Source organism: Nocardia spongicola, from assembly GCF_047200775.1.
Classification (GTDB): Bacteria; Actinomycetota; Actinomycetes; order Mycobacteriales; family Mycobacteriaceae; genus Nocardia.
In genome coordinates, this window is sequence record NZ_JBJZOO010000002.1 from 21,099 (window position 1) to 43,936 (window position 22,838).

22 protein-coding genes are annotated in these 22,838 nt (G+C 65.4%); 8 read left to right on the top strand and 14 right to left on the bottom strand.

Going from position 1 to position 22,838, the window contains the following annotated elements; translation table 11 throughout:
* Positions 1-13: 13 nt before the first annotated feature.
* On the top strand, positions 14-529 hold the full coding sequence (locus tag ACL02S_RS05130) for a TIGR04338 family metallohydrolase (RefSeq protein WP_412801128.1): 516 nt from the start codon (positions 14-16) through the stop codon (positions 527-529).
* A gap of 114 nt (positions 530-643) precedes the next feature.
* Here ACL02S_RS05130 and ACL02S_RS05135 read toward each other — a convergent pair whose 3' ends face one another.
* From ACL02S_RS05135 to ACL02S_RS05150, 4 genes are all read right to left on the bottom strand, one after another.
* Positions 644-1,063, bottom strand: coding sequence for an RNHCP domain-containing protein (locus tag ACL02S_RS05135; protein WP_412801129.1), 420 nt, complete (start codon positions 1,061-1,063; stop codon positions 644-646).
* A gap of 2 nt (positions 1,064-1,065) precedes the next feature.
* Complete coding sequence (locus ACL02S_RS05140; RefSeq protein ID WP_412801130.1) at positions 1,066-1,440, bottom strand: RNHCP domain-containing protein; 375 nt, start codon at positions 1,438-1,440, stop codon at positions 1,066-1,068.
* A 204-nt stretch (positions 1,441-1,644) separates the two neighbouring features.
* Positions 1,645-2,652, bottom strand: coding sequence for an o-succinylbenzoate synthase (locus ACL02S_RS05145; RefSeq protein ID WP_412801131.1), 1,008 nt, complete (start codon positions 2,650-2,652; stop codon positions 1,645-1,647).
* Between the two features lie 71 nt (positions 2,653-2,723).
* Complete coding sequence (locus ACL02S_RS05150) at positions 2,724-3,893, bottom strand: thiolase family protein (RefSeq protein ID WP_412801617.1); 1,170 nt, start codon at positions 3,891-3,893, stop codon at positions 2,724-2,726.
* 100 nt (positions 3,894-3,993) lie between these two features.
* Here ACL02S_RS05150 and ACL02S_RS05155 point away from each other — a divergent pair, with 100 nt between their 5' ends.
* Positions 3,994-4,515 carry a winged helix-turn-helix transcriptional regulator gene (locus ACL02S_RS05155; RefSeq protein WP_412801132.1) on the top strand — a complete coding sequence of 174 codons (522 nt, stop codon included), beginning with the start codon at positions 3,994-3,996 and terminating at the stop codon, positions 4,513-4,515.
* Between the two features lie 234 nt (positions 4,516-4,749).
* Entirely contained in the window at positions 4,750-5,736 is a 987-nt protein-coding gene (locus ACL02S_RS05160; protein WP_412801133.1) for an IPT/TIG domain-containing protein, read from the top strand.
* 279 nt (positions 5,737-6,015) lie between these two features.
* Here ACL02S_RS05160 and ACL02S_RS05165 read toward each other — a convergent pair whose 3' ends face one another.
* The gene (locus tag ACL02S_RS05165) at positions 6,016-7,089 is read right to left on the bottom strand and encodes an ABC transporter ATP-binding protein (protein ID WP_412801134.1); all 1,074 of its coding nucleotides are present in this window, start codon (positions 7,087-7,089) and stop codon (positions 6,016-6,018) included.
* A 163-nt stretch (positions 7,090-7,252) separates the two neighbouring features.
* Between ACL02S_RS05165 and ACL02S_RS05170 the strand changes: the two genes are divergently transcribed.
* From ACL02S_RS05170 to ACL02S_RS05180, 3 genes are all read left to right on the top strand, one after another.
* Positions 7,253-7,549, top strand: coding sequence for a hypothetical protein (locus ACL02S_RS05170; protein ID WP_412801135.1), 297 nt, complete (start codon positions 7,253-7,255; stop codon positions 7,547-7,549).
* Positions 7,550-7,698: 149 nt separating this feature from the next.
* Positions 7,699-8,037: a nitroreductase/quinone reductase family protein gene (locus ACL02S_RS05175; protein WP_412801618.1), complete on the top strand. Its 339-nt coding sequence runs from the start codon at positions 7,699-7,701 to the stop codon at positions 8,035-8,037.
* Between the two features lie 113 nt (positions 8,038-8,150).
* Entirely contained in the window at positions 8,151-10,214 is a 2,064-nt protein-coding gene (locus ACL02S_RS05180; RefSeq protein ID WP_412801136.1) for a PhoX family protein, read from the top strand.
* 69 nt (positions 10,215-10,283) lie between these two features.
* On the opposite strand, the gene ACL02S_RS05185 is transcribed toward ACL02S_RS05180, so the two are convergent.
* The 3 genes from ACL02S_RS05185 to ggh all read right to left on the bottom strand — a co-directional run bounded on the left by ACL02S_RS05185 (position 10,284) and on the right by ggh (position 13,150).
* On the bottom strand, positions 10,284-10,820 hold the full coding sequence (locus ACL02S_RS05185; protein WP_412801137.1) for an RsmD family RNA methyltransferase: 537 nt from the start codon (positions 10,818-10,820) through the stop codon (positions 10,284-10,286).
* Between the two features lie 173 nt (positions 10,821-10,993).
* Positions 10,994-11,716: a glycoside hydrolase family 25 protein gene (locus ACL02S_RS05190; RefSeq protein ID WP_412801138.1), complete on the bottom strand. Its 723-nt coding sequence runs from the start codon at positions 11,714-11,716 to the stop codon at positions 10,994-10,996.
* Positions 11,717-11,812: 96 nt separating this feature from the next.
* Complete coding sequence (ggh, locus tag ACL02S_RS05195) at positions 11,813-13,150, bottom strand: glucosylglycerate hydrolase (protein ID WP_412801139.1); 1,338 nt, start codon at positions 13,148-13,150, stop codon at positions 11,813-11,815.
* 505 nt (positions 13,151-13,655) lie between these two features.
* Between ggh and ACL02S_RS05200 the strand changes: the two genes are divergently transcribed.
* The gene (locus tag ACL02S_RS05200; protein WP_412801140.1) at positions 13,656-14,345 is read left to right on the top strand and encodes an SDR family oxidoreductase; all 690 of its coding nucleotides are present in this window, start codon (positions 13,656-13,658) and stop codon (positions 14,343-14,345) included.
* A 45-nt stretch (positions 14,346-14,390) separates the two neighbouring features.
* Here ACL02S_RS05200 and leuS read toward each other — a convergent pair whose 3' ends face one another.
* The gene (leuS, locus tag ACL02S_RS05205) at positions 14,391-17,237 is read right to left on the bottom strand and encodes a leucine--tRNA ligase (RefSeq protein ID WP_412801141.1); all 2,847 of its coding nucleotides are present in this window, start codon (positions 17,235-17,237) and stop codon (positions 14,391-14,393) included.
* A 163-nt stretch (positions 17,238-17,400) separates the two neighbouring features.
* On the opposite strand from leuS, the gene ACL02S_RS05210 reads away from it, so the two are divergent.
* Complete coding sequence (locus ACL02S_RS05210) at positions 17,401-17,808, top strand: SdpI family protein (RefSeq protein WP_412801142.1); 408 nt, start codon at positions 17,401-17,403, stop codon at positions 17,806-17,808.
* 1 nt (position 17,809) lies between these two features.
* Here ACL02S_RS05210 and ACL02S_RS05215 read toward each other — a convergent pair whose 3' ends face one another.
* The 5 genes from ACL02S_RS05215 to ACL02S_RS05235 form a co-directional block, all read right to left on the bottom strand.
* On the bottom strand, positions 17,810-18,187 hold the full coding sequence (locus ACL02S_RS05215; RefSeq protein WP_412801143.1) for a cupin domain-containing protein: 378 nt from the start codon (positions 18,185-18,187) through the stop codon (positions 17,810-17,812).
* A gap of 93 nt (positions 18,188-18,280) precedes the next feature.
* Positions 18,281-19,336 carry an aminotransferase class I/II-fold pyridoxal phosphate-dependent enzyme gene (locus ACL02S_RS05220; RefSeq protein ID WP_412801144.1) on the bottom strand — a complete coding sequence of 352 codons (1,056 nt, stop codon included), beginning with the start codon at positions 19,334-19,336 and terminating at the stop codon, positions 18,281-18,283.
* The gene (locus ACL02S_RS05225; protein ID WP_412801145.1) at positions 19,333-20,373 is read right to left on the bottom strand and encodes a 3-oxoacyl-ACP synthase III family protein; all 1,041 of its coding nucleotides are present in this window, start codon (positions 20,371-20,373) and stop codon (positions 19,333-19,335) included. Before ACL02S_RS05225 ends, ACL02S_RS05220 begins: the two co-directional genes overlap by 4 nt.
* An 8-nt stretch (positions 20,374-20,381) precedes the next feature.
* Entirely contained in the window at positions 20,382-21,041 is a 660-nt protein-coding gene (locus tag ACL02S_RS05230) for a DUF8713 domain-containing protein (RefSeq protein WP_412801146.1), read from the bottom strand.
* 52 nt (positions 21,042-21,093) lie between these two features.
* Positions 21,094-22,776 (bottom strand): thiamine pyrophosphate-binding protein, encoded by a 1,683-nt coding sequence (locus ACL02S_RS05235; protein WP_412801147.1) that lies wholly within the window; start codon positions 22,774-22,776, stop codon positions 21,094-21,096.
* Between the last annotated feature and the right edge of the window lie 62 nt (positions 22,777-22,838).

Sequence of the window (22,838 nt, forward strand, 5' to 3'; positions counted from 1 at the left end):
AGAGGCGACCGCGATGACTGTGCGTGACACTCAGCGGGCCAAGGTGTACGACGCGGAACAGCTGGTGCGTGGGGTATTCGATCGGGCAGATGAGCACCACACCCGCGCGGTCGAACTCTACGGTTCCCAGCTGACTCTGCCCATCGAGCGCCGTTTCGCTTCGGTCGAGTCGGTGCAGAGTTACGCCGATAAGGTGCTGTCCCTGGTGTGGATCCGCGCGCGATGGTCGCGCGCCGCGGTCCCGGTCCTTGTTCGCGCTCGCGCGGGTCGGACTGCCGCGCACTACGAGCCCGCCGAGGGTGTGCTGGCGGTCCCGGTGCACGTGGGCGGCACCGCTTGGGCACTGCGGGAACTGGTGGTATTGCATGAGCTGGCGCATCATCTGGCGCCCGATGCCGAATCCGTCGCACCACACGGCCCAGAATTCTGTTCTCGCTATATCGATCTGGTCGATGGTGTCATCGGCCCGGAAGCCGCGCTGTTGCTGCGCACCACCATGCTCGGCTGCGGGGTGCGGCTCGGCGGGTGAGCAGAGAGCGAGTGCGCGCCTCGCTGCCTGTCATCCCACGTGGCATACGGAAGTGCGGACAGGCACGGTGCGCCGCTGGCGCGGTGGGCCCGGTGATCACCGGGCCCACCGCGTTCACAGCGCGGAAAGCGCCCCTCGTCCGAAGCGGGGATCGGCCAGCGGGCGCAGTGCGATACGCATCAGGGCTACGGCGTTGTCGTCACCCGCGATGCGATTGGATTTCAATGCCCCGCATCCGAGGCATTGGTGCACGAGCGCCCATTCGCCGTCCCCGCGGGCCGACATACTCACCGCGACCATTCGGCCCCGGCATGATTCGGCGCGATCGCCCGGTATCCGGCGATCCACGTGACGACTGGTCAGGCAGTGCGGACAGTGGTTGCGGTGAGCGGTGCCCGGCGCTGCTGTCGGTACGGGGAGCCGACAGCCGACGCACCGGAACGTCTCACCGGCCCCACGGCTTCGTCCGTGTAGTACATCCTTGCCGCGTTGTGGGCGGCGGTCGCGGTCCTTTCTGCGTGGCATTCCGACCATCCCTATAGGTCGCTGAATACTTCGAGCGGGAAGGGAGGGTTCGCGAGTGGGCGAACCGCCAGCCGCATCAGGATGAGCCGATTGTCGTCACCACAGACCGGATGCAACGCGAGCTCATGGCAGCGGGTGCAGCGATGAACCAGAGCCCACTCGCCGCTGCGCAGCACCGCGATCGATAGTGGCGTCATTCGAGCCTGACATGCGGAGACGCCGCCTTCGATCTGGTCGTGGATATGCCGTGAGTTCAGGCAACTCGGACAGTGATTGCGCCTGCTGTGATCAGGTGCGAGCCTGCTGACGGCCGAGCCGCAGCGCAGGCAGGTGAAGATATCGGTGCGCAGTGCGGGACTGGCGCCGTGTGTGGTGTTGTCGGACACCCGGATGTCTCCTTACTCCAAAGCTGTGTATGAGCAGCGGAGCAGGCCGAGCGCGCCTCGATAGGTTCAGTGGCGGATAGCGGGACAGTGCTGAGGCGCCCTCGGCGCGGGCCGGGTCATAAACATCCTTTCAGTGGGTTCAGCCGTTGTGGCCGACCTCTCGACTACGCGTTATCCCGCGCGAGGGTCACGCTAGCAGCGGCGTCACGGGTTCTCCATCGAATTTCGCCGTGCCCCCGGATGCTGTGCGAGCAGGGCCGAGACGCGAGCCGATCGCTCCTGCCACCATGCGGTGCGGTCGGCGTCGGGGTGGCGATAGCGCACCAGCAGATCCGGGTCCGGTTCGGGCGGGGTGCGCAGGACCGGTAGGTAGCCGTCCACCGGACGCAGGATGTCGGATGTCAGGTTACCGGCGAGCAGGTTCGAAGTCCCGAGTCCACAAGCGAAGTCGAGTTCCGGGAGCGCTCCGGCCAAGGCCAGCTGGGCGGCAAGGCCGATGCTTGTCTCCAAGGCTGAGGACACCACACAGGGCAGGCCGGTAGCCTCGGCCACCTGCAGGGCGCGGCGGACACCGCCGAGCGGCGTGCATTTGAGCACGGCGATATCGGCGGCGCCGGCGACAGCGACCCGCATCGGATCCTCGGCCCGGCGAATGGATTCGTCGGCGGCGATGCGGACGGTGACGCGACGACGCACCGCGGCGAGCTCCTCGATGGTCAGGCACGGCTGTTCGACGTACTCCAGACCGCCTGCGGCCCGGTCGATCCGGTTGATGTGCCGCACCGCGGTATCGACATCCCAGACAGCGTTGGCATCGATCCGGATCGCGCCCCGCGGGCCGAGCGCATCCCGTACCGCTTCTACTCTGGCCAGGTCTTCCGCCAGCGAATGCGGGTGATCGGCGACCTTCACCTTGGCGGTGCGGCATCCGGACCCGGTGACGATCGCATGCGCCTGTTCCTGGCCGACCGCGGGTACGGTGCAGTTGATCGGAATCCGATCCCGCACCGGCTCCGGCCAGCCCGTCTCGATTTGCTCCACGGCGGTCGCCAGCCAGGTGGCGGCTTCCTGATCGTCGTATTCGGGAAACGGGCAGAACTCGCCCCATCCGAGTGGCCCTGGCAGCACCATCCCCTCGCGCACCGTGATACCGCGGAAACGGGTGCGCATCGGAATGGCGTAGACGATGCTCTCGGCTGCGGAATCGCTCATCGCAGCCAAGCTTATGCGCCCTGCGGCTACCCGTATGGGTGGTACCCGCCGCGCGGCGGGTACCACAGGGCTCAGAGACGTTCGAGGATGGTGGCGTTCGCCAAACCGCCTGCCTCGCACATGGTCTGCAGGCCGTAGCGGGCACCGCGCTCGCGCATGGCGTGTACCAGCGTGGTCATCAACCGGGCGCCGGAGGCGCCGAGCGGATGTCCGAGGGCGATGGCGCCGCCGTTGACATTGACTTTGGCCGGATCCGCTCCGGTTTCCTGCGCCCAGGCCAGTACCACCGGTGAGAATGCCTCATTGATCTCGATCAGGTCGATATCGGACAACTCCAATCCGGCTCGCTGCAAGACCTTTCTGGTGGCCGGGATCACCGCGGTGAGCATCAGCAGTGGGTCGTCACCGGCCACCGCGAAGCTGTGCAGCCTGGCCAGCGGTCGCAGCCCGAGTTGCTCGGCGCGTTCGCTGGTCATGATCAGTACCGCCGCGCTGCCATCGCTGACCTGGCTCGCGGTGGCCGCGGTGATCTCCCAGCCGATCTGCGGGAAACGGGCGGCCATGGCCGGGTCGTAGTAGGCCGGACGCAGTGCCGACAGCGTTTCCAGTGTGCTGCCGACCCGGATGCCTTCATCGGTGGCCAGGCCGTTGATCGGCGCGAGTTCGCTGGCGAATCGTCCGTCTTTGGTGGCGAGCGCGGCCTTTTCGTGGCTGCCGAGCGCGAACTCGTCCAGCTGGGTACGGGTCAGCCTCCATTCGGCCGCGATCAATTCGGCGCTGATGCCTTGGGATACCAGGCCGTCGGGGTAGCGTTCGGCGAAACCGGCGCCGGAAACATCGTCCGAACCGATCAGATTGGCGCCCATGGGAACGCGTCCCATCGATTCCACACCCGCGGCGACGACGATGTCGTAGGCACCCGCGATAACGCCTTGCGCGGCGAAGTGGATCGCCTGCTGGCTGCTGCCGCACTGCCGATCGACGGTGGTCGCGGGGACGGATTCGGGATAGCCTGCGGCCAGCGCCGCCCGCCGGGTCATATTGACGCCTTGTTCGCCGACCTGGGTGACGACACCACCGATCACGTCGTCGATGAGCGCTGGGTCGATACCGCTGCGGTCGACCACCGCGCGCAAGCTGTGGGCCAGCAGGTCCACTGCGTTGACCGTATGCAGCGCGCCGGTCGGCTTACCTTTGCCGATCGGGGTGCGCACCGCTTCGACAATCACCGCGTCTCTCATGGCGTATTCCTTCCTGACTGCGAGCCGGGCTTCTTCGCCTGGCTCTATCAGTACATAGCCAGGATACATCTGGCAATAGTTGATAAAAGTCAGGTTGAGTATGATGTTCGTCATGGCAGCAGTGATGGAAGGACCGTTGGCGGATCTGAGCTCGTGGAAGACCGAGGAATGCTCGATCGCGAAGGCGCTCGATATCGTCGGTACCCGCTCGGCGATGCTCATCCTGCGTGAGGCGTACTACGGAACCCGACGATTCGACGGGTTCGCCAGCCGGGTCGGTATTACCGACGCGGCCGCGGCCACGCAACTGCGCAAGCTCACCGCGGCGGGCTTACTGGTCAAGCAGCCGTATCAGGAGGAGGGCAAGCGCACGCGGCACGAATATGTGCTCACGGCGATGGGCCGGGATCTGCTGCCCGTCGTGCTCGCCCTCATGCAGTGGGGCGACGCCTACCTGCAAAACGGTCCGGCCCCGCTGTTGCTTGTCGAGGCAGCGACCGGCGCTCCGGTGCGGGTGCGGGTATGCAGTGAGTCCGGGCGTGAGATCGAGCTGGACGAGCTGGGAGTGCGGCTCAATGAGGAGTATGTCCTGGCGCGGCGGAAATCTCGCGAAAAAGCTTGAGCGGGAAACGCTGCCATGCGACGGCGCTGGCGTGAGTGCATCTGGCCCACGATATTTGCTGTTTTGCAATAGGTTTCGAGTTCGAAACGAATACGCGGCCTCTCGGGAACGAATCTGTGGTCTCGTTGCCGGACAACCGATTCCAGAGGCTTAATGAAAGAGCCAGGCCGACAACATAAGTCGGGCACCCCCGGTGACAAGTAATCACCATCACAGCCACAAGGGGTCGCTGCCATGCCTACCATCACCGCCATCTCCCCGACCTCGGGTCCGCCGTCGGGGTTGAACAGTGTCGTCATCACCGGCACCGGGTTCGATGGCCCAACCACGGTGTATTTCGGAGGCACCGCGACCTCCTACACCCTGGACTCGCCCGCGCAGATCACCGCCATCGCGCCACCGGGATCGGGAACCGTGCTGATCACCGTGGTCAATTCCGGTGGAGTCAGCAACGGTTTTCCCTACACCTATGGTGTGCCCGCGGTACCGACCCTGACCGCGCTCGTGCCGACGTCGGGTCCCGCGGCAGGCGGCACCGTCGTCGTGCTGACCGGAACGAATCTCTTCGGCGCCACCTCGGTCACCTTCGGTGGGACACCGGCGGCGTTCACCGTCGACTCCGCCACCCAGATCACCGCCACAGCTCCCCCCGGGGCAGGCACGGTCGGGGTCACCGTTACCACGCCGGGCGGAGTCAGCAACGCGCTCCTGTACACCTATGTTCCACCGGCGCCGATCCTGCTCGCGGTCGTCCCGAACACGGGCCCGGCGGCGGGTGGTAACTCGGTGTCGCTCATCGGCACCAACTTCACCAGCGCTACCGCCGTCACCTTCGGCATCTCCGCGACCGCGTTCGCCGTTGTCAACGACAACCTGATCACCGCAACGGTTCCCCCTGGGGCGGGGGCGGTCCCGGTTGTCGTGGTCACATTGGGTGGAAGCAGCAACCCGGTCGTCTACACCTATGCTCCGGTCCCGGTTGTCACCGTGATCGGACCGGTCAGCGGTCCGGCGGCGGGCGGCACCCCCGTATTGATCTCCGGTAGCGGCTTCACCGGGGCGACCTCGGTAACCTTCGGTGGGCTACCGGCGGTGTTCGTCGTGAACTCCGACAGCAGCATCAGCGCGTTCTCGCCCCCTGCTGCTATCGGACCAGCGGTGGTCCTCGTCACCGCACCGGGAGGAGTATCGGCTCCTGGTCCTGTTTTCACCTACGTGTAGTGGTTACCGGAACTCCAGGGTGAGTGCTGATCGGATCGAATCCGCACCGGCACCGCATCCGGGAGTACCAGGCCGGTAACGGTGCGGGCGGTAGCCGCGTGTCCTCGATGGGGCACGCGGCTACCGTCTCCAGCCGTTCGGCAGGTTGTTGTCACGGCTGAGGGCGGCCGGTGGACCTTTGTCTTTTCCGCTGGTGTGCTCCGGTTGCGAACATCGCTGGCGTGTTCTGGACCGGGAACATCCGGTCAGGACACGCTTTCGCATATGTCCCGCACGGGTTCAGCCGAGCCGTGCACCGTCGGCGCCGAAGAAGTAGATGTGTTCCGGGTCGGCGCTCATCCGCACCCTGGTGCCCTTTGCCGGTGGATTGCGCCAATCCGCCCTGGCCACCACGGTTTCCCCCGCACCGTTCCCGGTGCCGGTGCGGCCGTAGATATAGGCGTCGGAGCCCAGTTCCTCCACCACGTCGACCTCCATTTCGATGCCGGAGCCGTTGCTCAGGTCGAAATGCTCGGGCCGGATACCGACCGTGACGGTGGTCCCCGAGGCATCGGCGACCGTTCGCGGCAGCCGGATCGGATAACCACCCAGTTCGACCGTGCCATCGGTGACCGGCAGCGGGAAGAGGTTCATGGCGGGTGAGCCCATGAAGCCGGCGACGAACATATTGGCGGGGTCGCGATACAGGTCGCGCGGCGTGGCGCATTGTTGCAGCAGGCCGTCCTTCAGCACAGCGACCCGATCACCCATGGTCATCGCCTCGACCTGATCGTGCGTGACGTACACCGTGGTGGTGGCGAGCCTGCGCTGTAACTGCGCGATCTGGGTCCTGGTCTGTACGCGCAGCTTCGCGTCCAGGTTGGACAGCGGCTCGTCCATCAGGAACACCTGCGGTTGCCGCACGATCGCGCGGCCCATCGCGACTCGCTGGCGCTGGCCGCCGGACAGCGCTTTGGGTTTGCGGTCCAGGTAGGGCTCCAGGTCGAGCAGTTTGGCCGCTTCCAGCACCCGCTGCTGTTTCTCCGCCTTGGCGACCTTGGCCAGTTTCAGCGCGAAGCCCATATTCTCCGCGACGGTCATATGTGGGTAGAGCGCGTAGTTCTGGAACACCATGGCGATATCGCGTTCCTTGGGCTCGGCGTGGGTCACGTCGTGCTCGCCGATGAGGATGCGGCCGTCGTTGACGTCTTCGAGCCCGGCGAGCATGCGAAGCGATGTCGATTTCCCGCAGCCGGAAGGGCCGACAAGCACAAGGAACTCACCGTCGGCGATCTCCAGGTTCAACTGATCCACCGCGGGTTTGCCTGTGCCGGGGTAGCGGCGCGTCGCGTGGTCGAAGGTCACAGTAGCCATGGCGTAGGTACATCCCATCCCGGCAGGAACGTGCCGGACGATCCGAGTAAGGGCGGAGCGATCGTACTCGGTCGCCAGTCCGGCAGTGAGCTTTTTATGCGCGCCTGCTAATGTGTTTATTGTCATAATTTCGCTGTTGAGTGCCGGAAAAGGGGGCACCTCGATGACCACAGCACATGTGCAGCACACCGATCACACGCATACTCATGGTCCGGACTGCGGCCATAAAGCCGTTGCGCACGGCGACCACGTCGACTACGCCCACGACGGTCATCTGCATCGCGAGCATGAGGGTCACTACGACGAATGCGAGCCGTCCGGGCATATCGAGTGTGCTGATCACCTGCACCAGCACGGCCCCGATTGCGGGCACGATGCGGTGCAACACGGTGACCACATCGACTATCTGCACGACGGGCACCGCCACGCAGAGCACGGCGGACACTACGACGAGCACTGACTCGCGGTGGTCGGTTCGCCTGCCGGGAGACACTGTGCCCGGCTTGTCGCCGCTCGGCCCGACCTGGTCGAAGAAGGTGCATCCTGGACGCCGAGGACAGCAATCGTCGAACCATCGCGCAGTTCCGGGCGGGAGGTGCGCTTACGGGTCTGCGCCGCGACTGCTTGATCCTGCTGACGACGACAGGACGCCGTTCCGGGGCCCCGCACACCACCCCGATGATGTTCCATCGAGACGGTGACCGCCTGTTGATCGTCGGTGCCAACGCCGGTGCGTCGACCCACCCGGACTGGTATCTGAACCTGCGCGAGAACCCACACGTCACTGTCGAGATGGGCGAGAAAACCCAGGCGGCGCTCGCCGTTGTGCTCACGGGTACGGATCTGACCCGCACCTGGGCGATGCTCAAAACCACCTACCCGTTCTTCGCCGAACACGAGATGAGTACCGCCAGGATCATCCCGGTGGTCGCGCTGACCCTGCCGTGAGGCAGCGTCAGCGCTGTAAGGGTTACCTAGTTGGTTGACTGTTCACCTTGTCGTATTTTCCGGATTGTCCGGGTGGTTTAACGTGCGGCCGTCAGCCCAACCCAGGAGTCGCCGTGAGTCTGCAACCACTCGCCCTTTTCGTGAAGCATGACGGTCAGTCGTCACGCGCCGCTGTCACGTGCACGTACCGCTGCGCGAACGCGTGTTTTCACGAGGTACCGAATACCTCGAGCAACGCCTACTTCGGCGACATCATCAGCTCGCTGAACCGGCGCGGCCTGATCAAGGGCGGCGCGGCCGCGGTGCTCGCGGTCGGTGCGGGCAGCGTGCTTGCCGCATGCGGCGATGACAGCGAACCAGCCGCCACGCAGGAGCCGACGACCGGCTCGGCGGGAACCGGCACCGGTTTCACCGCCGTCGCACCGAATACCGAAGACGCCGTCGTGATTCCGGAGGGCTATGAGCAGTCCGTCGTGATCCGCTGGGGCGATCCGCTGTTCGAGGACGCGCCTGCCTTCGATTTCGACAAGCAGACCGCCGCCGCGCAGGCCGAGCAGTTCGGCTACAACAACGATTTCGCCGCTCTGCTGCCGATCGAGGGGCAGGCCAACAGCTACCTGCTCGTGGTCAACCACGAGTACACCACCGGTCCGCATATGTTCCGCGGCTACAACGAGGACGAGCCGACCGACGAGCAGATGGCGATCACCATGGCCGCGCACGGTTTGAGTGTGGTCGAGGTCAAGGGCGAATCCGGTTCGGGCGAACTCGTTCCCACCTTCGGTAAGTACAACCGCAGGATCACCCCGGCCACCGAGTTCGTGCTGACCGGCCCCGCTGCGGGCAGTGAGCTGTTGAAGACCTCCGCCGACCCGACCGGCACCAAGGTTCTCGGCACTGTGAACAACTGTGCTGGTGGTGTAACTCCTTGGGGCACAGTGCTTTCCGGTGAGGAGAACTTCAACGGCTACTTCGCCAACGGCGATAAGGTGACCGATGAGGCCGCCGTGGCCCGGTTGAAGCGTTACGGTTTGACCGAGGGCAAGACCGCCAACAAGTGGGAGCGCAAGGACAAGCGCTTCGATCTGCTCCAGGAACCGAACGAGGCCAACCGATTCGGCTACGTGGTCGAGGTCGACCCGTGGGATCCGAATTCGACGCCGATCAAGCACACCGCGATGGGGCGGCTCAAGCACGAGGGCGCCACCATCTACGTCACGAAGAACGAAGAGGTCGTCTCCTACACCGGTGACGACGAACGGTTCGACTATATGTACAAGTTCGTGTCCTCGCGCACGATGCAGCCGGGCACCGGCGCGGCGAGCATGCGGCACAACATGACCATCCTCGACGCGGGCACGCTGTATGTCGCCAAGCTCACCGGCGATCACCCCGACAAGATCGACGGCTCCGGCGAGAAGCCGTCCGACCAGGGCTTCACCGGCACCGGCCAGTGGATTCCGCTGCTCGAAACCGGCGCGGACGGCAAGGGCAAGTCCCTGGTCGACGGTATGAGCGCCGAAGAAGTCGCGGTCTTCACCCGCCTGGCTGCCGACAAGGTCGGCGCAACCAAGATGGACCGCCCGGAGGACTTCGAAGCCAACCCGCACACCGGCAAGGTGTATGTCGCGCTGACCAACAACAGCAAGCGCGGCGCGGAGGGCAAGCCTGGCGTCGACGAGGCGAACCCGCGCAACCTCAATAAGAACGGCCAGGTCTTGGAGATCGACGACGATCACACCGGCACCACGTTCACCTGGTCGCTGCTGCTGGTCTGTGGTGATCCCTCGGCGGCGGACACCTACTACGGCGGCTTCGACAAGGCCCAGGTCAGCCCGATCTCCTGCCCCGACAACCTGGCCTTCGACGAGCACGGCAATCTGTGGGTCTCCACCGACGGCAATGCCCTGAAGTCGAACGACGGGCTGTTCTCCGTGGTGCTCGACGGCCCGAACCGGGGTGAGACCAAGCAGTTCCTCACCGTCCCGCGTGGTGCGGAGACCTGCGGTCCGGTGGTCACCGAGTCCCGCGTCATGGTGTGCGTGCAGCATCCGGGTGAAAGCGACGACGCGACCGTCGACAACCCGTTCTCGCACTGGCCCGATGGTGGCACGGCCCAGCCGCGCCCCTCGGTCGTGGCGGTGTGGAAGAAGGACGGCGGCCGCATCGGCGTCTGATATCTCGGCCGCAGGCGCCCTGATCGGTCTTGCGAGCAGGGCCGAGCATTTTTCCTCCGAGTGGGGCCGCTACTCGCTGCAGTGTGTAGCGGCCCCACCGCTGTCGACACCCCTTGTACGCCGAGAGGTATTCGCTCTGAATACCACTGTCCGAGAAACGGTTCTGCCGCCGGTTACATCTTCATGGATTTCGTAAGATCGCCCGAACCTGTCGAGTTCGGATATGTCGAATGTGCGTGGAACGCGCAGAACAACTTGCCGGAACCTGGGTAAAGAGAATTGCAATAGCGCATGACCGTCCGGATGGAAGTCGCTGAGCAGAAATCGTCCGATCGCTGTGTAGGTCGGTCCGCCCCATGGTGGGTCGAGATTGACCGCATCAGCCTCGGTGCGTTGGGCGACTGCGAAGAAGTCATCGTGTACGAAGGTGATGGAATCCCGGACTCCGTAAACCCCGGCATTGTGCCGCGCCATCTCGAGTCGGTCGGCGTTCGTGTCGACGGCGATTACGCGTTTACCGGAGCGCGCAAATGCGATCGCGCTTCCACCGATTCCCGCGAAGCCATCCAGGACTACCGTTCCGGAGATCAAGCGTGCCTGCGCCATCCCGACTTCTTCGGGTATCACCGAATACAGGCCCTCTGCGTCGGTCTTTATCCCCTGATCGAATCGAGAGAAATACTCATACCGCTTGTCCCAATAGCGTTGTAGGTCTTGTCCGAACGGGCATATGTCCGTCGGCCTTCTTCCAGAGTTCCGCACTTCCCGATTCCCGCGAGTCAGCGTATGTTCGCGTAACTGGCGAGATCACCTTGTGCGCCGCTGTAGACGTTGAGGTCGACGGGGCCCGCGATGCCGGGGATGCTGCCGCTGTCGGTGGTCTGCCAGAACGTCCAGGTGCGCCAGCCGCCGGGGACTTCGGGCTGTGGGTTGCCACGGTAGTCGGCGATCCACAGCGGATGGTTGGCGAATTCGGTGGTGTCGGCCATCGCGGTCCGCCAGAAGCTGGGATAGGTGTAGATGATCGGGACCCGGCCGGTGAGGGCTTGTACGGTGGAGAGGTAGCGGCGGGTCCAGTCGATCAGGGCGGCTGGACCGAGTCCGCCGGTGTGTTCCAGGTCGAGTACCGGCGGCAGATCGTAGGGGCCGTTCTGGCCGAGCGCCACCGCCGCGTACAGCACCGCTTGTGGCTCGGGCGGCAGATTGGGTCTGGCGTAGTGATAGGTCCCTCGGGACAGGCCCGCGGCGCGGATCATCAGGCTGTCGGGTACGTAATAGGGGTTGATGTAGCTGAGCCCCTCGGTGGCCTTGACCATGGCGAAGTCGTAGCCTGCGCTCTTGACCGCGAACCAGTTGATCAGGCTCCCGCCGCCGTGCTGCCAGGACGAGACATCCGGGCCGCTCGGTGCGGCGTGCGCGGGGAGCACAGCGATCAGGACGCCGGACAGCGTGCTCAGCGACAGCGCTGCGCCGCGGCGGAGGAACGATCTCCAAGAGGACATGCCGACTTACGATAGCTATCCGCTATCGTAATGGCCGGTATTGCGATCGGTGTGGCGGTGCGGTGTCCGTTCGGGTGCGTGCGCAGGCCCGTCGGTTCAACCCAGCCAATCGAGTACGGACGCAGCCGTCCAGGACTGCTGCATACTGCCGAGCGCCTCGCCGGTGAACGGTTCGTAGTATTCGGCGAAGCTGCCGTCGCTGGCTTGGCGCAGGCCCTCGGCGCGCAGCATGAACGCGCGTTCGGCCCAGCCACGCCGGGCGAAGGCCCAGGAGAACAACCAGCTCATCACCGGCCACACCGGGCCGCGCCAGTACTCCCTCGGCCGGAAGTCCTTGGATACCGGCGAGGTCGACGGTGGCAGTGCGTACCGCAGATCCGGGTGTCCGCAGAAACGCGGGCCTTCGAACAGCCGTAGCAGGGCGCGTTCGGTATCGCGGGGCAGTCCGCCGCACAGCAACGGCGCGAACATCGCGAGTGTTTCGGTCTCGATCCACCGTTGCAATCGCACGTCGAAGTCGCGGGCTGTGCCGGTGCGTGGATCAGTGGTCGCGATAACGCCTGCGCGGAACCGATCGGCCCAGGTGTAGAGATCGCGGATATCGGCGTTCGGTTGCTTGTGCTCCTCGCCGATATTGGCAAGGACCTCGCAGGCCAGTGCGAAGATCCCGGTGACGAAGACATCCTCGACGGCGAAACTCATGGTCGAGGCGAGTTGATAGTCGTCATAGCCGGCGCGGCGCATCTGCTCGACCAACCACAGATAGCGGTCGTACTCGCGATCACTAGGGCGCTGGGTCGGGTCGGAGACCACCAGCACATCCTCGCGGTGGTAAGGCGGCAGATCGCCGGGGATCACGTTTTCGTAGGCGCGGTCCCAGCGCGGTGAATTGTCCATCCCGGATTCCCAGCCGTGATACAGCGTGATCCGGCCGGTCTCCTTGGGATCGCGAGCATGTGCCAGCCAGCGATGCCAGCGCACCAGATCCGGCCAGCGGCGGTTGAGGAATTCCTCGCCGACCATCCTGGTGGTGCGCCCGTGCCTGCGCGAATGGTCCAGAATCCGCTGTACCGCGATGGCGTGTACCGGCGGCTGGGTGATCCCGGAAGTATCCGGACCGTCCGGCGCATTAGCGGCCAGCCTGCGGCATTCCCAGCGGGCCGGGCCGGGAAAGTAACCGTCCACACCGTTGGCGAAGACGATATGCGGGATCATGCCGTTCTTCCACTGCGCGGAAAGCAGCGTGTCCAGCTCCATCACCGCCCGTTCCACACTGAGCGGAGCCAGCCCCACCGTGACGAACGCCGCGTCCCAGCTCCACATATGCGGATACAGCCGCGGCGCGGCGCTGGTCATGGTGCCCAGGTCGTTGCCGCGCAGCAGATAGGCGGCGCGGGCCGCGAGCTGGGTCGGGGTGAAGCCCGGATATACCATCCCCCTATTCTGCGGTGCCGCTCGTGGATATGCGCGGCAGCGCCGTCCTGTTCGCCTTCCACGCACACCAGGGCTCGGGTCGACGCATCAAGAGCGAACTCGCGGGCTTATCCCTCGAGATCCGGCCGCCCCTCACCCATCCTCGAGGAGGAATTCGAGTGACCGCAGCTCGTCCCATGCCGCCAGTTCTTCGGGGGTCAGTGCGTACTGCGCGGCGATTTCGCCGATCTCGGTTCGAGTCATCCCTACACGCTGCAGAATTCCTTGATGACGCCGCCGAAGTTCCTCGGATGTGGCGTGTTCGACCACGATGGTCATCGCTGAATCACCCTCCCTGCCTCGCCGGTGGCTGCCTGCGCTCATCACGCACACATCGCTCTCTGTTCGGGCGGATCGAGATGAACGGTATCGCCCGTGGTGTGCCGATGACCGGAACGCTACTTGCCCGGCCATCGGTCCGGCTCTGGTCGGCATCGCGATCGCCCGGCCGATTACCGTGAGAACCATGACTTCGCCCGTGTCTCGGAAACCGACCGCATTGATCACCGGCGCGGGCCGTGGGCTCGGCGCCGCCATCGCCCGCGAACTCGCCCCGACGCACGACCTGCTGCTCGGCGCCAGGTCGGCGGAGTCGCTGCGTGACATTCTGGCGGAGCTGCCCGGTGCGGAGGGGCTGCCGGTCGAGCTGACCGACTACCCTGCCGTCGCCGCGGCGGTCGCGCCGATCCAGCGGCTACATGTGCTGGTGCACAACGCCGGCGTCATCGATATCGATACGATCGCGGAATCCACCGTCGAACAATGGCGGAAAACCCTGGAAGCCAACCTGATCGCGGTCGCCGAGCTGACCAGACTGTTACTACCCGCACTGCGCGCGAGCAACGGCCACGTGGTGCTGATCAATTCGGGTGCGGGGCTGCGCGCGAACGCGGGTTGGGCCTCCTACGCCGCGAGTAAGTTCGGGCTGCGCGCTTTCGGTGACGCACTGCGGCTGGAAGAGCCCGCGCTGCGTGTCACATCGATTCACCCCGGCCGCATCGATACCGATATGCAGCGCGAGATCATCGCGGGTGAGGGGCGTGAGTACCGGGCCGAGGAATTCCTCAGCCCGAAGACCGTGGCTGGTGCGGTGCGCGCCGCCATCGAAACCCCACGCGATGCGCACCCTACCGAGATCGTGCTACGACCGTACTGAACACACCCGGGCCCGCCGCGTATGTTCAGTACGTGTCGTTTCGGATCAGGCGACGATGTTGACCAGGCGCCCCGGCACCACGATCAGCTTGCGCGGCGCCTTCCCGTCGAGCAGCGCGGCGATCTTCTCATCGGCCAGCGCGGCCGCTTCGATCGCCGCGTTATCGGCGTCGGCGGCCACCTGGATACGGCTGCGCAGCTTGCCGTTCACCTGGATCGGGTATTCCACCGATTCGTCCACCAGCAGCGCGGGATCGGCGACCGGGAACGGGCCGTGCGCCAGGGACGCGGTGTGGCCGAGGCGTTCCCACAGTTCCTCGGCGATATGCGGCGCCAATGGTGCCAGCATCAGCACCAGCGGCTCCACTACCGAGCGCGGTGCGCCGTCCGGGTAGTTCTTGGTCAGGTAGTTGGTGAGCTCGATCAGCTTGGCGCCCGCGGTGTTATCGCGCAGGGCGGCGAAATCCTCGTCGACGCCGGCGATCGTCTTGTGCAGCAGGCGCAGCGTCGCATCGGAAGGCGTAGCGTCGGTGACCCGCAGCGCCCCGGTCTCCTCGTCCACCACCAGGCGCCACGCGCGCTGCAGGAAGCGGTGCGCGCCGACGACATCCTTGGTCGCCCACGGCCGCGAGGTGTCGAGCGGGCCCATGGCCATCTCGTAGAAACGGAAGGTATCCGCGCCGTAGAGATCGCACATCTCGTCCGGGGAGATGGCGTTCTTCAGCGATTTGCCGATCTTGCCGTACTCCTGGAACACCCGGATCTCGGTGCCGGTCGTATCGGTCCAGAAGAATGCGCCGTCCCGCTCCACCACCTCGGCGGCGGGCACATACGCGCCGCGCTCGTCGGTATAGGCGTGCGCCTGGATGTAGCCCTGGTTGAACAGGCGCCGGTACGGTTCGGAACCGCTGACATCGCCCAGGTCGAACAGCACCTTCTGCCAGAACCGGGCATACAGCAGATGCAGTACCGCGTGCTCGACACCACCCACGTACAGGTCGACGCCGCCGGGATCGTCCGGCCCGCCGACCTCGGTGCGCGGGCCGAGCCAGTACGCTTCGTTCTCCTCGGCGCAGAACGCCTCGGTATTCGTCGGGTCGGCGTAGCGCAGCTGATACCAGGAGCTGCCCGCCCAGTTCGGCATGACGTTGGTATCGCGCCGGTAGGTCTCGAGCCCATTGCCGAGATCCAGTTCCACGTGCACCCAGTCGGTGGCCTTGGCCAGCGGCGGTGAGGGTTCGGAGTTCGCGTCGTCCGGGTCGAAGGTCACCGGGGCGAAATCGTCCAGTTCCGGAAGCTGTACCGGCAGCATGGATTCCGGCAAGGCATGCGGTGCGCCCTGCTCGTCGTAGACGATCGGGAACGGCTCACCCCAGTAGCGCTGGCGGGCGAACAGCCAGTCACGCAGCTTGTACTGGATGGTTCCGGTGCCGTGACCGCTCGACTCCAGCCGGGCGATCACCGTCGCCTTGGCTTCTTCGACCGAAAGCCCGTTCAAATAGCCGGAATTCACCAGCTCGCCCTCGCCGGAATAGGCCGAGACGGTGATATCGCCGCCGGAGATGACCTCCTTGATCGGCAGGCCGAGCGCAGTGGCGAAATCCCAGTCCCGCTGGTCGTGGCCGGGTACCGCCATGATCGCACCGGTGCCGTATCCGCTGAGCACATAGTCGGCGATGAAGATCGGCACCGGTGTGTTGTCGACCGGGTTGATGGCATAGGTGCCGAGGAAGACGCCGGTCTTCTCTTTGCTTTCCTGGCGCTCCAGATCCGATTTGGCCGCGATGGATTCACGGTAGGCAGCGACGGCCTCGGCGGGGGACGCGGCGCCGTCGTTGGTCCAGCGGGGATCGACGTCGGTGGGCCATGTCGCGGCGGTCAGCTTGTCGACCAGCTCGTGTTCGGGTGCCAGCACGACGTAGGTCGCGCCGAACAGGGTGTCGGGCCTGGTGGTGAAGACCTCGATCTGTGCGCCGTCGGCATCGAATTTCACCTGCGCCCCGCGCGAGCGCCCGATCCAGTTGCGCTGCATGGCCTTCACGTTCTCCGGCCAGTCCAGGCGGTCCAGATCGTCGACAAGCCGGTCGGAATAGGCGGTGATACGCATCATCCACTGCCACAGCCGCTTGCGGAACACCGGGAAGTTACCCCGCTCACTGCGGCCTTCCGCGGTGACCTCTTCGTTGGACAGCACGGTGCCGAGGCCGGGACACCAATTGACCATGGAATCGGTCTGGTAGACGAGGCGATACGAGTCGAGCAGCGCGCCACGCTCGGCGGCGTCCATGGTGGCCCAGTTCTTCCCGTCCGGCACCGGCCGCGCACCGGAGGCGAACTGGGCCTCCAGCTCGGCGATCGGCCGGGCGCGCTCGGCTTCCTCGTCGTACCAGGCGTGGTAGATGCGCAGGAAGATCCACTGGGTCCAGCGGTAGTACTCGGGATCGGTGGTCGCGAAGGAGCGGCGCCGATCGTGCCCGAGGCCGAGCCGGTCCAGCTGACGCTGCATGGTGGCGATGTTCGCTTCGGTGGTGTCGCGCGGGTGTGCGCCGGTCTGCACCGCGTACTGCTCGGCGGGCAGGCCGAAGGCGTCGTAGCCGAGGGCGTGCAGCACGTTGCGGCCGTGCATGCGGTGATAGCGGGCGAAGACATCGGTGGCGATATAGCCGAGCGGATGCCCCACATGCAGGCCGGCGCCCGATGGATAGGGGAACATATCCTGCACGAAAAGTTTGTCCGCCGGAGTGGCGCCCGCTAGCGGGCCTACCGGGTTCGGCGCATGGAAAGTTCCGCGTTCGTCCCACGCCCGCTGCCACCGGCGTTCGATACGGCCGGCAAGCTCCGCGTTGTACCTGTGCTCTGGTACATCGCTTTCGGTTGCACGTGTCTCTTGCACGGTCCTGCCTTCTGTGGTCGCCGATCCTCCGACAAACTTCGCCTCTCAGGGTAGAACGTCCGGTCGACCGGACCGGAAATCGGGCTGGCCTGGTTTTCCGGTTGCGGGCACCGTCACACGGCCCATCGGCCTATGGGAGGCGCCGGTGCGCTAGCCTGCAGAGGTGTTCGTCGTCGCTCTCGCCCTGTTCGTGCTGGCCCTGGTGGCCATCACTACCGGTACGCTCGGGCTGACCGGCCGGTTACCCCGCAACCGTATCTTCGGGGTGCATACCGAGGCCGCGCTGTCGGATGACGAGGCGTTCCGGGTTGCCAACCGGGTCGCAGCCCCCACCTCCATCGCGGCAGGCGCCCTGCTGTTCACCGGCGGTTCGGCCGCCCTGGTCGTGGGCGGGATAGCCGCGCTCGTCGTGGTGGCAGGCGTCGCCGTCATCGCGCTGTTCACCCTCGGTGCGGGCGCCAATGCCGCGGCACGGGTCGCCGATGACATCGCCCCGCCCGCCGAGGTCGGTGGCTGCGGCAGCTCTTGCGGCGCCTGTTCACTGCGCGAGACCTGCGAGCCCGCGAGCTGAGTTATCGCGCACACTCCGGAGGCGCGACGCTGTGCGACAGCGGACTGTCCGCCGGGGTGAGGTAGAGCACGTACAGCAGTACCGGAACCGGCCCGAGATTACGAGCCAGGTGCGGGTGGCGTGGTCCGCTCGGTTCCCGGAAAATTCGCCAGCGGCGGTAGGTGACCGGTGTGCAGTCCGCGCCGGGATGGTCCAATGTGCCGCGGGCGACCAGGACGAACAAGGTGCCGTCGTGGTAGTGCCAGCCGCTGTCGCCGCCGGGCTCGATGCGGGTCTGGCGAATGATGAGCGCCTGTCGGCCCAGGGACAACCGCAACAGCATCCGGCTGGTTGTTCCTCGGGCGGGCGGCGGGTTCGGTTGGAATGCGCGCCACGTCATCCATTGATCGAACCACGCGGAGGTAGGTTCGGCTCCGCGCAGTACAGGTACATCGCCTGAACAGGCGCTGCGCTGGGGTGCAATGCAACGGATTCAGGTGTGGTGCGCAGCGGGCCGCCGGATATGCGCGAGGGCTTGCCGGACGGCGTGATCGGCAGCCGGGTCGCCGACCGCGATGCGTGCGCTGCCGTCCGGGTAGGGCTTGGCGACGATATCCGCGCGGCGCAATGCGGTGACGATGCCCGGTCCTGGGAGGTACAGGAAGTTGGCGTGGCTTTCCGGTACCGCGATACCGCTGGCCAGCATGGTGTCGCGGAGTGCGTCTCTCGCCTCGGTGATGCGGAGGATCCGTGCGGTCAGTTCGGGTTCGGCGGCGTAGCAGGCGGCCACAGCGGCTACTGCCGCCGAGCTCATCCCGAACGGCAGTTGCAGTCCGAGTACCCGCGCGATCAACTCTGATCCACCGAAGGCATATCCGATGCGTAACCCGGCCAGGCCGTACGCCTTGGAGAAGGTGCGCAGGATGAGGAGATCGGGATGCTTATCGAGCAGAGCCAGCGGATCGACGTATTCGGCGGCGCCGAGAAATTCGACATACGCCTCGTCCAGGAGTACCGGCACCTGGGCGGGCATCTCGGATAAGAACGCCATCAGCTCGTCCGCCGGGATCACCGTGCCGGTCGGATTGTGCGGACGGCACAGCACGACCAGGGCGGTTCGCTTGCTCACGGCCCGCAGTATCGCCCGCAGATCCTGCTTGCCCGCCGTGTCCAGAGGCACCGTGACCGACTCGACTCCGGCCATCCCGGCCATAATCGGATATCCATCGAAAGTCGGTGTGCTGTAGACAATTTCGTCTCCTGGCGTGGTCAGCGACTGCAGAATCTGCATCGCGACTCCGGTCGCCCCTGATCCGACCACCACCTGATCCGTTCGTACACCGAGATGCTCGGCGATCAGCATCGGCAGGCGCCGTGGCAGGAATTCGGGATACCGGTGCGCCTGGGCCATTGCCGCCCCCACCGCCTGCAATACCGACGGTAGCGGTGGGAACGGATTCTCGCTCAGGCTCAGATCGAACCTCGGCGTCATTCGCGGGGAACCGAGCCTGCGCGAGGACCGGGTGCGGTCGGCGAAGTAGACGCTCATCGTGCCGCCCCCCACCGAACAGCGGCCGCGCCTGCGAAATCGCCCGCGTGCGCGAACCCGGCCATCAGCACCAGCGACCCATTGGGCAGCCTGCCTGCCCGATTCTCCGTATCCAGGGTTACCGGAATGCCAGCGGCGAACATGTTCCCGCAGGAGTCGAAGGTATCCGGATGCCGTTCCGGCGGAAGCTCCAGCGCATCGTGCCAGTTGCGCAGGAACAGGCGGTTCGGCTGGTTGGTGACGAAGGTATCGACCTCACTGCCCCGCACCCCGATCCGATCGCAGACCGCGAACGCCACTTCCGGAACCAGCCGGTTGCCGCGAGCCAATACCTTGGTGACCTTGGATTCGTTGAAACTGACGCAGCCCTGCCCTTCGCCCGGCTCCCAGTACCGGCGCGCACCGTTGGTGGAGAACTCCATGTCTCCGGCGAATTCGGGGTAGGTGCGGCATTCGATGTCCAGAATCGGCGCGCTGTCGTCCTTGCGGAGCAGCCCTACCCCGCAGCCGTCGCCGGGTACCGGCGCATGCGCCAGCTTACGGATCTCGGACTGGGTGAACACCGGTCCCGCGCAGTTCTGGGTTGCCGCGATCAATGCGGTACGGGCCGGTGTGGACTGCAACACCATGCGAGCTATCGCCATCATGTGTACGAATGCCGCGCAGCCGCTGTTGTGCACGTCGTAGACGAACGAGGGGCGAATACCGAGTCGCCGTGCCACCTCGGACCCACAGCCGAGCACCGGGTTGTCCGGCAGTTGGGTGTGGGTGATCAGTACGTCGATATCGGAGATCGCATCCTCCCCATGGCGTTCGCGTAGCGGTGCGACAGCCTGCTCGACCATATCCACCGCGGTCTCATCGCGTGCCACGTGATGCCTGCTCTTCGGCGAACGGAACATGACGTTCTTCGCCATCCGGTCCGAGCGCGAGAACTGGGTGAAGTACTCGGTGCCGATCGGCGCGCCGGGCAGATAGGAGGCCACATCGACGAGGCTCACCTGGGGAAGTCCCCCGGTGTGGGGAAGGGAGGTCATCGGGCTGCTCATTTCATCCAGTCGGGTTTGATGGGCAGACCGTTGGCAGCGCGGTACTCGCAGATCGCCTTGAGGTTGTCCATTTCCAGTTGGTGGCCCGCGGAGAACATTTCCCAGAAGTCCCCGACCCATACCGGCCGCTGCGGCGGCGCGGTATGGGGATAGGGGTTCTCGTCGTAGAACGGGTGCTTGCAGTTCATCCACAGCACTACCGAACCCGGCTTGTCGAACACCACCTGTGCGTCGATCACGCGCAGCAGGTAGATCATCCACAGGTGTTGTCCCTGGTCCCAGGCGCAGTGGTAGTCGACCGTCATCGCATCGGGGTTGGCGACGGTGCGGGTGAAGATGGTGGTCTCGGAGCCGAGCCGGTCGTAGGCGAGCCACAGTCCTTGCTCGTCGGTTTCCACGAACCCGCGCAGGCTGTAGGTCCATTCTTCCAGCGATCTGGTGTCGGCGAGGTATTCGTATACCTCGCGCGGTGGCGCGGCGATATATGCCTGCACCGGGCAATAGTCGCCGTAGATCTGGTCATGCGGGTACACCGAGCGCAGCATGTCCATGATGATCGGGGTGGTCGCGTCTTTATCGGAGTTCTCGATACGCAGTATCTCCGGCACGGCCCGGTCCGGGATATCGCTGAGTGCGGGCAGGGAACTGGTGGTCATGGGGATACTCCTCTCGGCTGGCACTGCCGTTGGGTCGGGCGAGTGCGGGTCGTCAGGGTTTGCCGGCTTGGTCGATGGCGGTCAGGAACGGTAGGAACGGGGGGATCTCGTCGGAGTCGCATTCGATCGAGAGAAACGCCGGGCCTGGTATGCGCATGCAGTGCTCCAGCGTGGCGGTGAGATCGCCGATGGTGTGCACGGAGAACGCGGGCAGGCCGGGGAACATGGCTGCGATCCCCTCCCCCAGGTGTGTTGGGCGGAATCGGTTGAAGCTATAGCGGTCTCGGTAGTACAGCTGCTCTCTGGTCACGCACATGGCATGGGCGTTGTTGTTCAAGACCACGAAGGTGATCGGCAGGGCGTGTTCGATCGCGGTATGCACTTCGAGGCCGTGCATGAAGAACGCGCCGTCACCCGCGATGACCACGGTGCGCCGCGGGTCTCCGGCAGCCTGCCTGGCGAATGTGGCGCCGATCGCGGCGCCGAACGCGTACCCCATGCCGCCCATACCGAGTGCGACGACGAACCGTCCGTCGCGCGGAACCCGCAGATGGTGCACGGCCGCCGCACCGGTGTTGCCCGCGTCCGCGAACACATCGGTGCCCTCCGGTAGCGCGGCGTCGATTGTCTCGATCAGATCCCGGTAGCGCAGGCCGGGGCCGGAGGCGAAGGGTACCTGCAGCGGGGTGGGTGCTTGTGTCGCCGGGATGTATTCGGAATCCGCTGTGCTGCTGGGTGATTCGTTGATCAGGTGGATAAGGGTTTTGGAAAGATCGGTGCTGTTCGCGTGCACGGCAGGCAGATACGGTGGTGCGCTACCGATGCTGACCAGTGTGCTTTCGGTGAGTAGCGCTTCTAGCCCGGCTCTGGCGGTAACCGGCAGCCTGGTGCCGACCAGCAGGCACAGCGCCGAAGATCGGATGGCCGCTGCCAGTTCGGGATGACCCATACTGCCCGCGACACCGCAATATCCGGGGTCGGTGTTGTCGTAGGCATCCTTCGCATCGGGTGTGACGCCGACAGCGGCGTCCAGTGCGACAGCCAAGTCGGCCAGTTCCGCCCGCGCTTCGTCCCGTGCGACCTGGTCACCGGCGATGATCACGATCTTTCCGGTATGCCTCGCGGTATCCAATGCCGCACGCACTCGGGCGATTCCGTCTCTGTCGATCCGATGCCGCGCGGGAGGAATACGCACCGGTGCGACCGCGTCGAGCTCGGCCTGCTGTATATCTTTCGGGAGCAATAGCACTGCCGGGCCGCCGCGCCGGGCGGCGCCGATCGCCTCGGTCAGCTGACCGGGCAGGTCGGCGCCGTCCTCCACGCGCGCGCAGTATGTACTGACCGCGCTGAAGAGGCGGACGGCATCGATGGCGCCCGCGCGTCCACTGGTGTCCTGGAATGCTCCGTTACCCTCCGCCGCACTCGGTGGCTGCCCGATCAACGCGAGCACCGGAATCCGGGATGCGAACGATTCAGCCAGTCCGGCAACGAGATTCATCGCGCCGCCACCGGATGTGGACGCGACAACCCCGAAATCGCCGGTGGTGCGGGCGTAGCCGTCGGCCATGGTCGCCGCGGAGAACTCGTGCTTGGCGATGACGCCGGTGACCTCATCCCGCGCTTCGAAGATCGCGTCGTACAGGTCTTCGATATTGGCGCCGCCTACGCCGAAGATATGTCGCACGCCCAGCGTCGAGACTGTATGCACCAGATAATCCACAACTCGCGTCGGCATCGGCATTCCCTTCCGCTGAACGTTCGGCTGTGTATGGGGATACGGACGCCGCGGCGGGATAG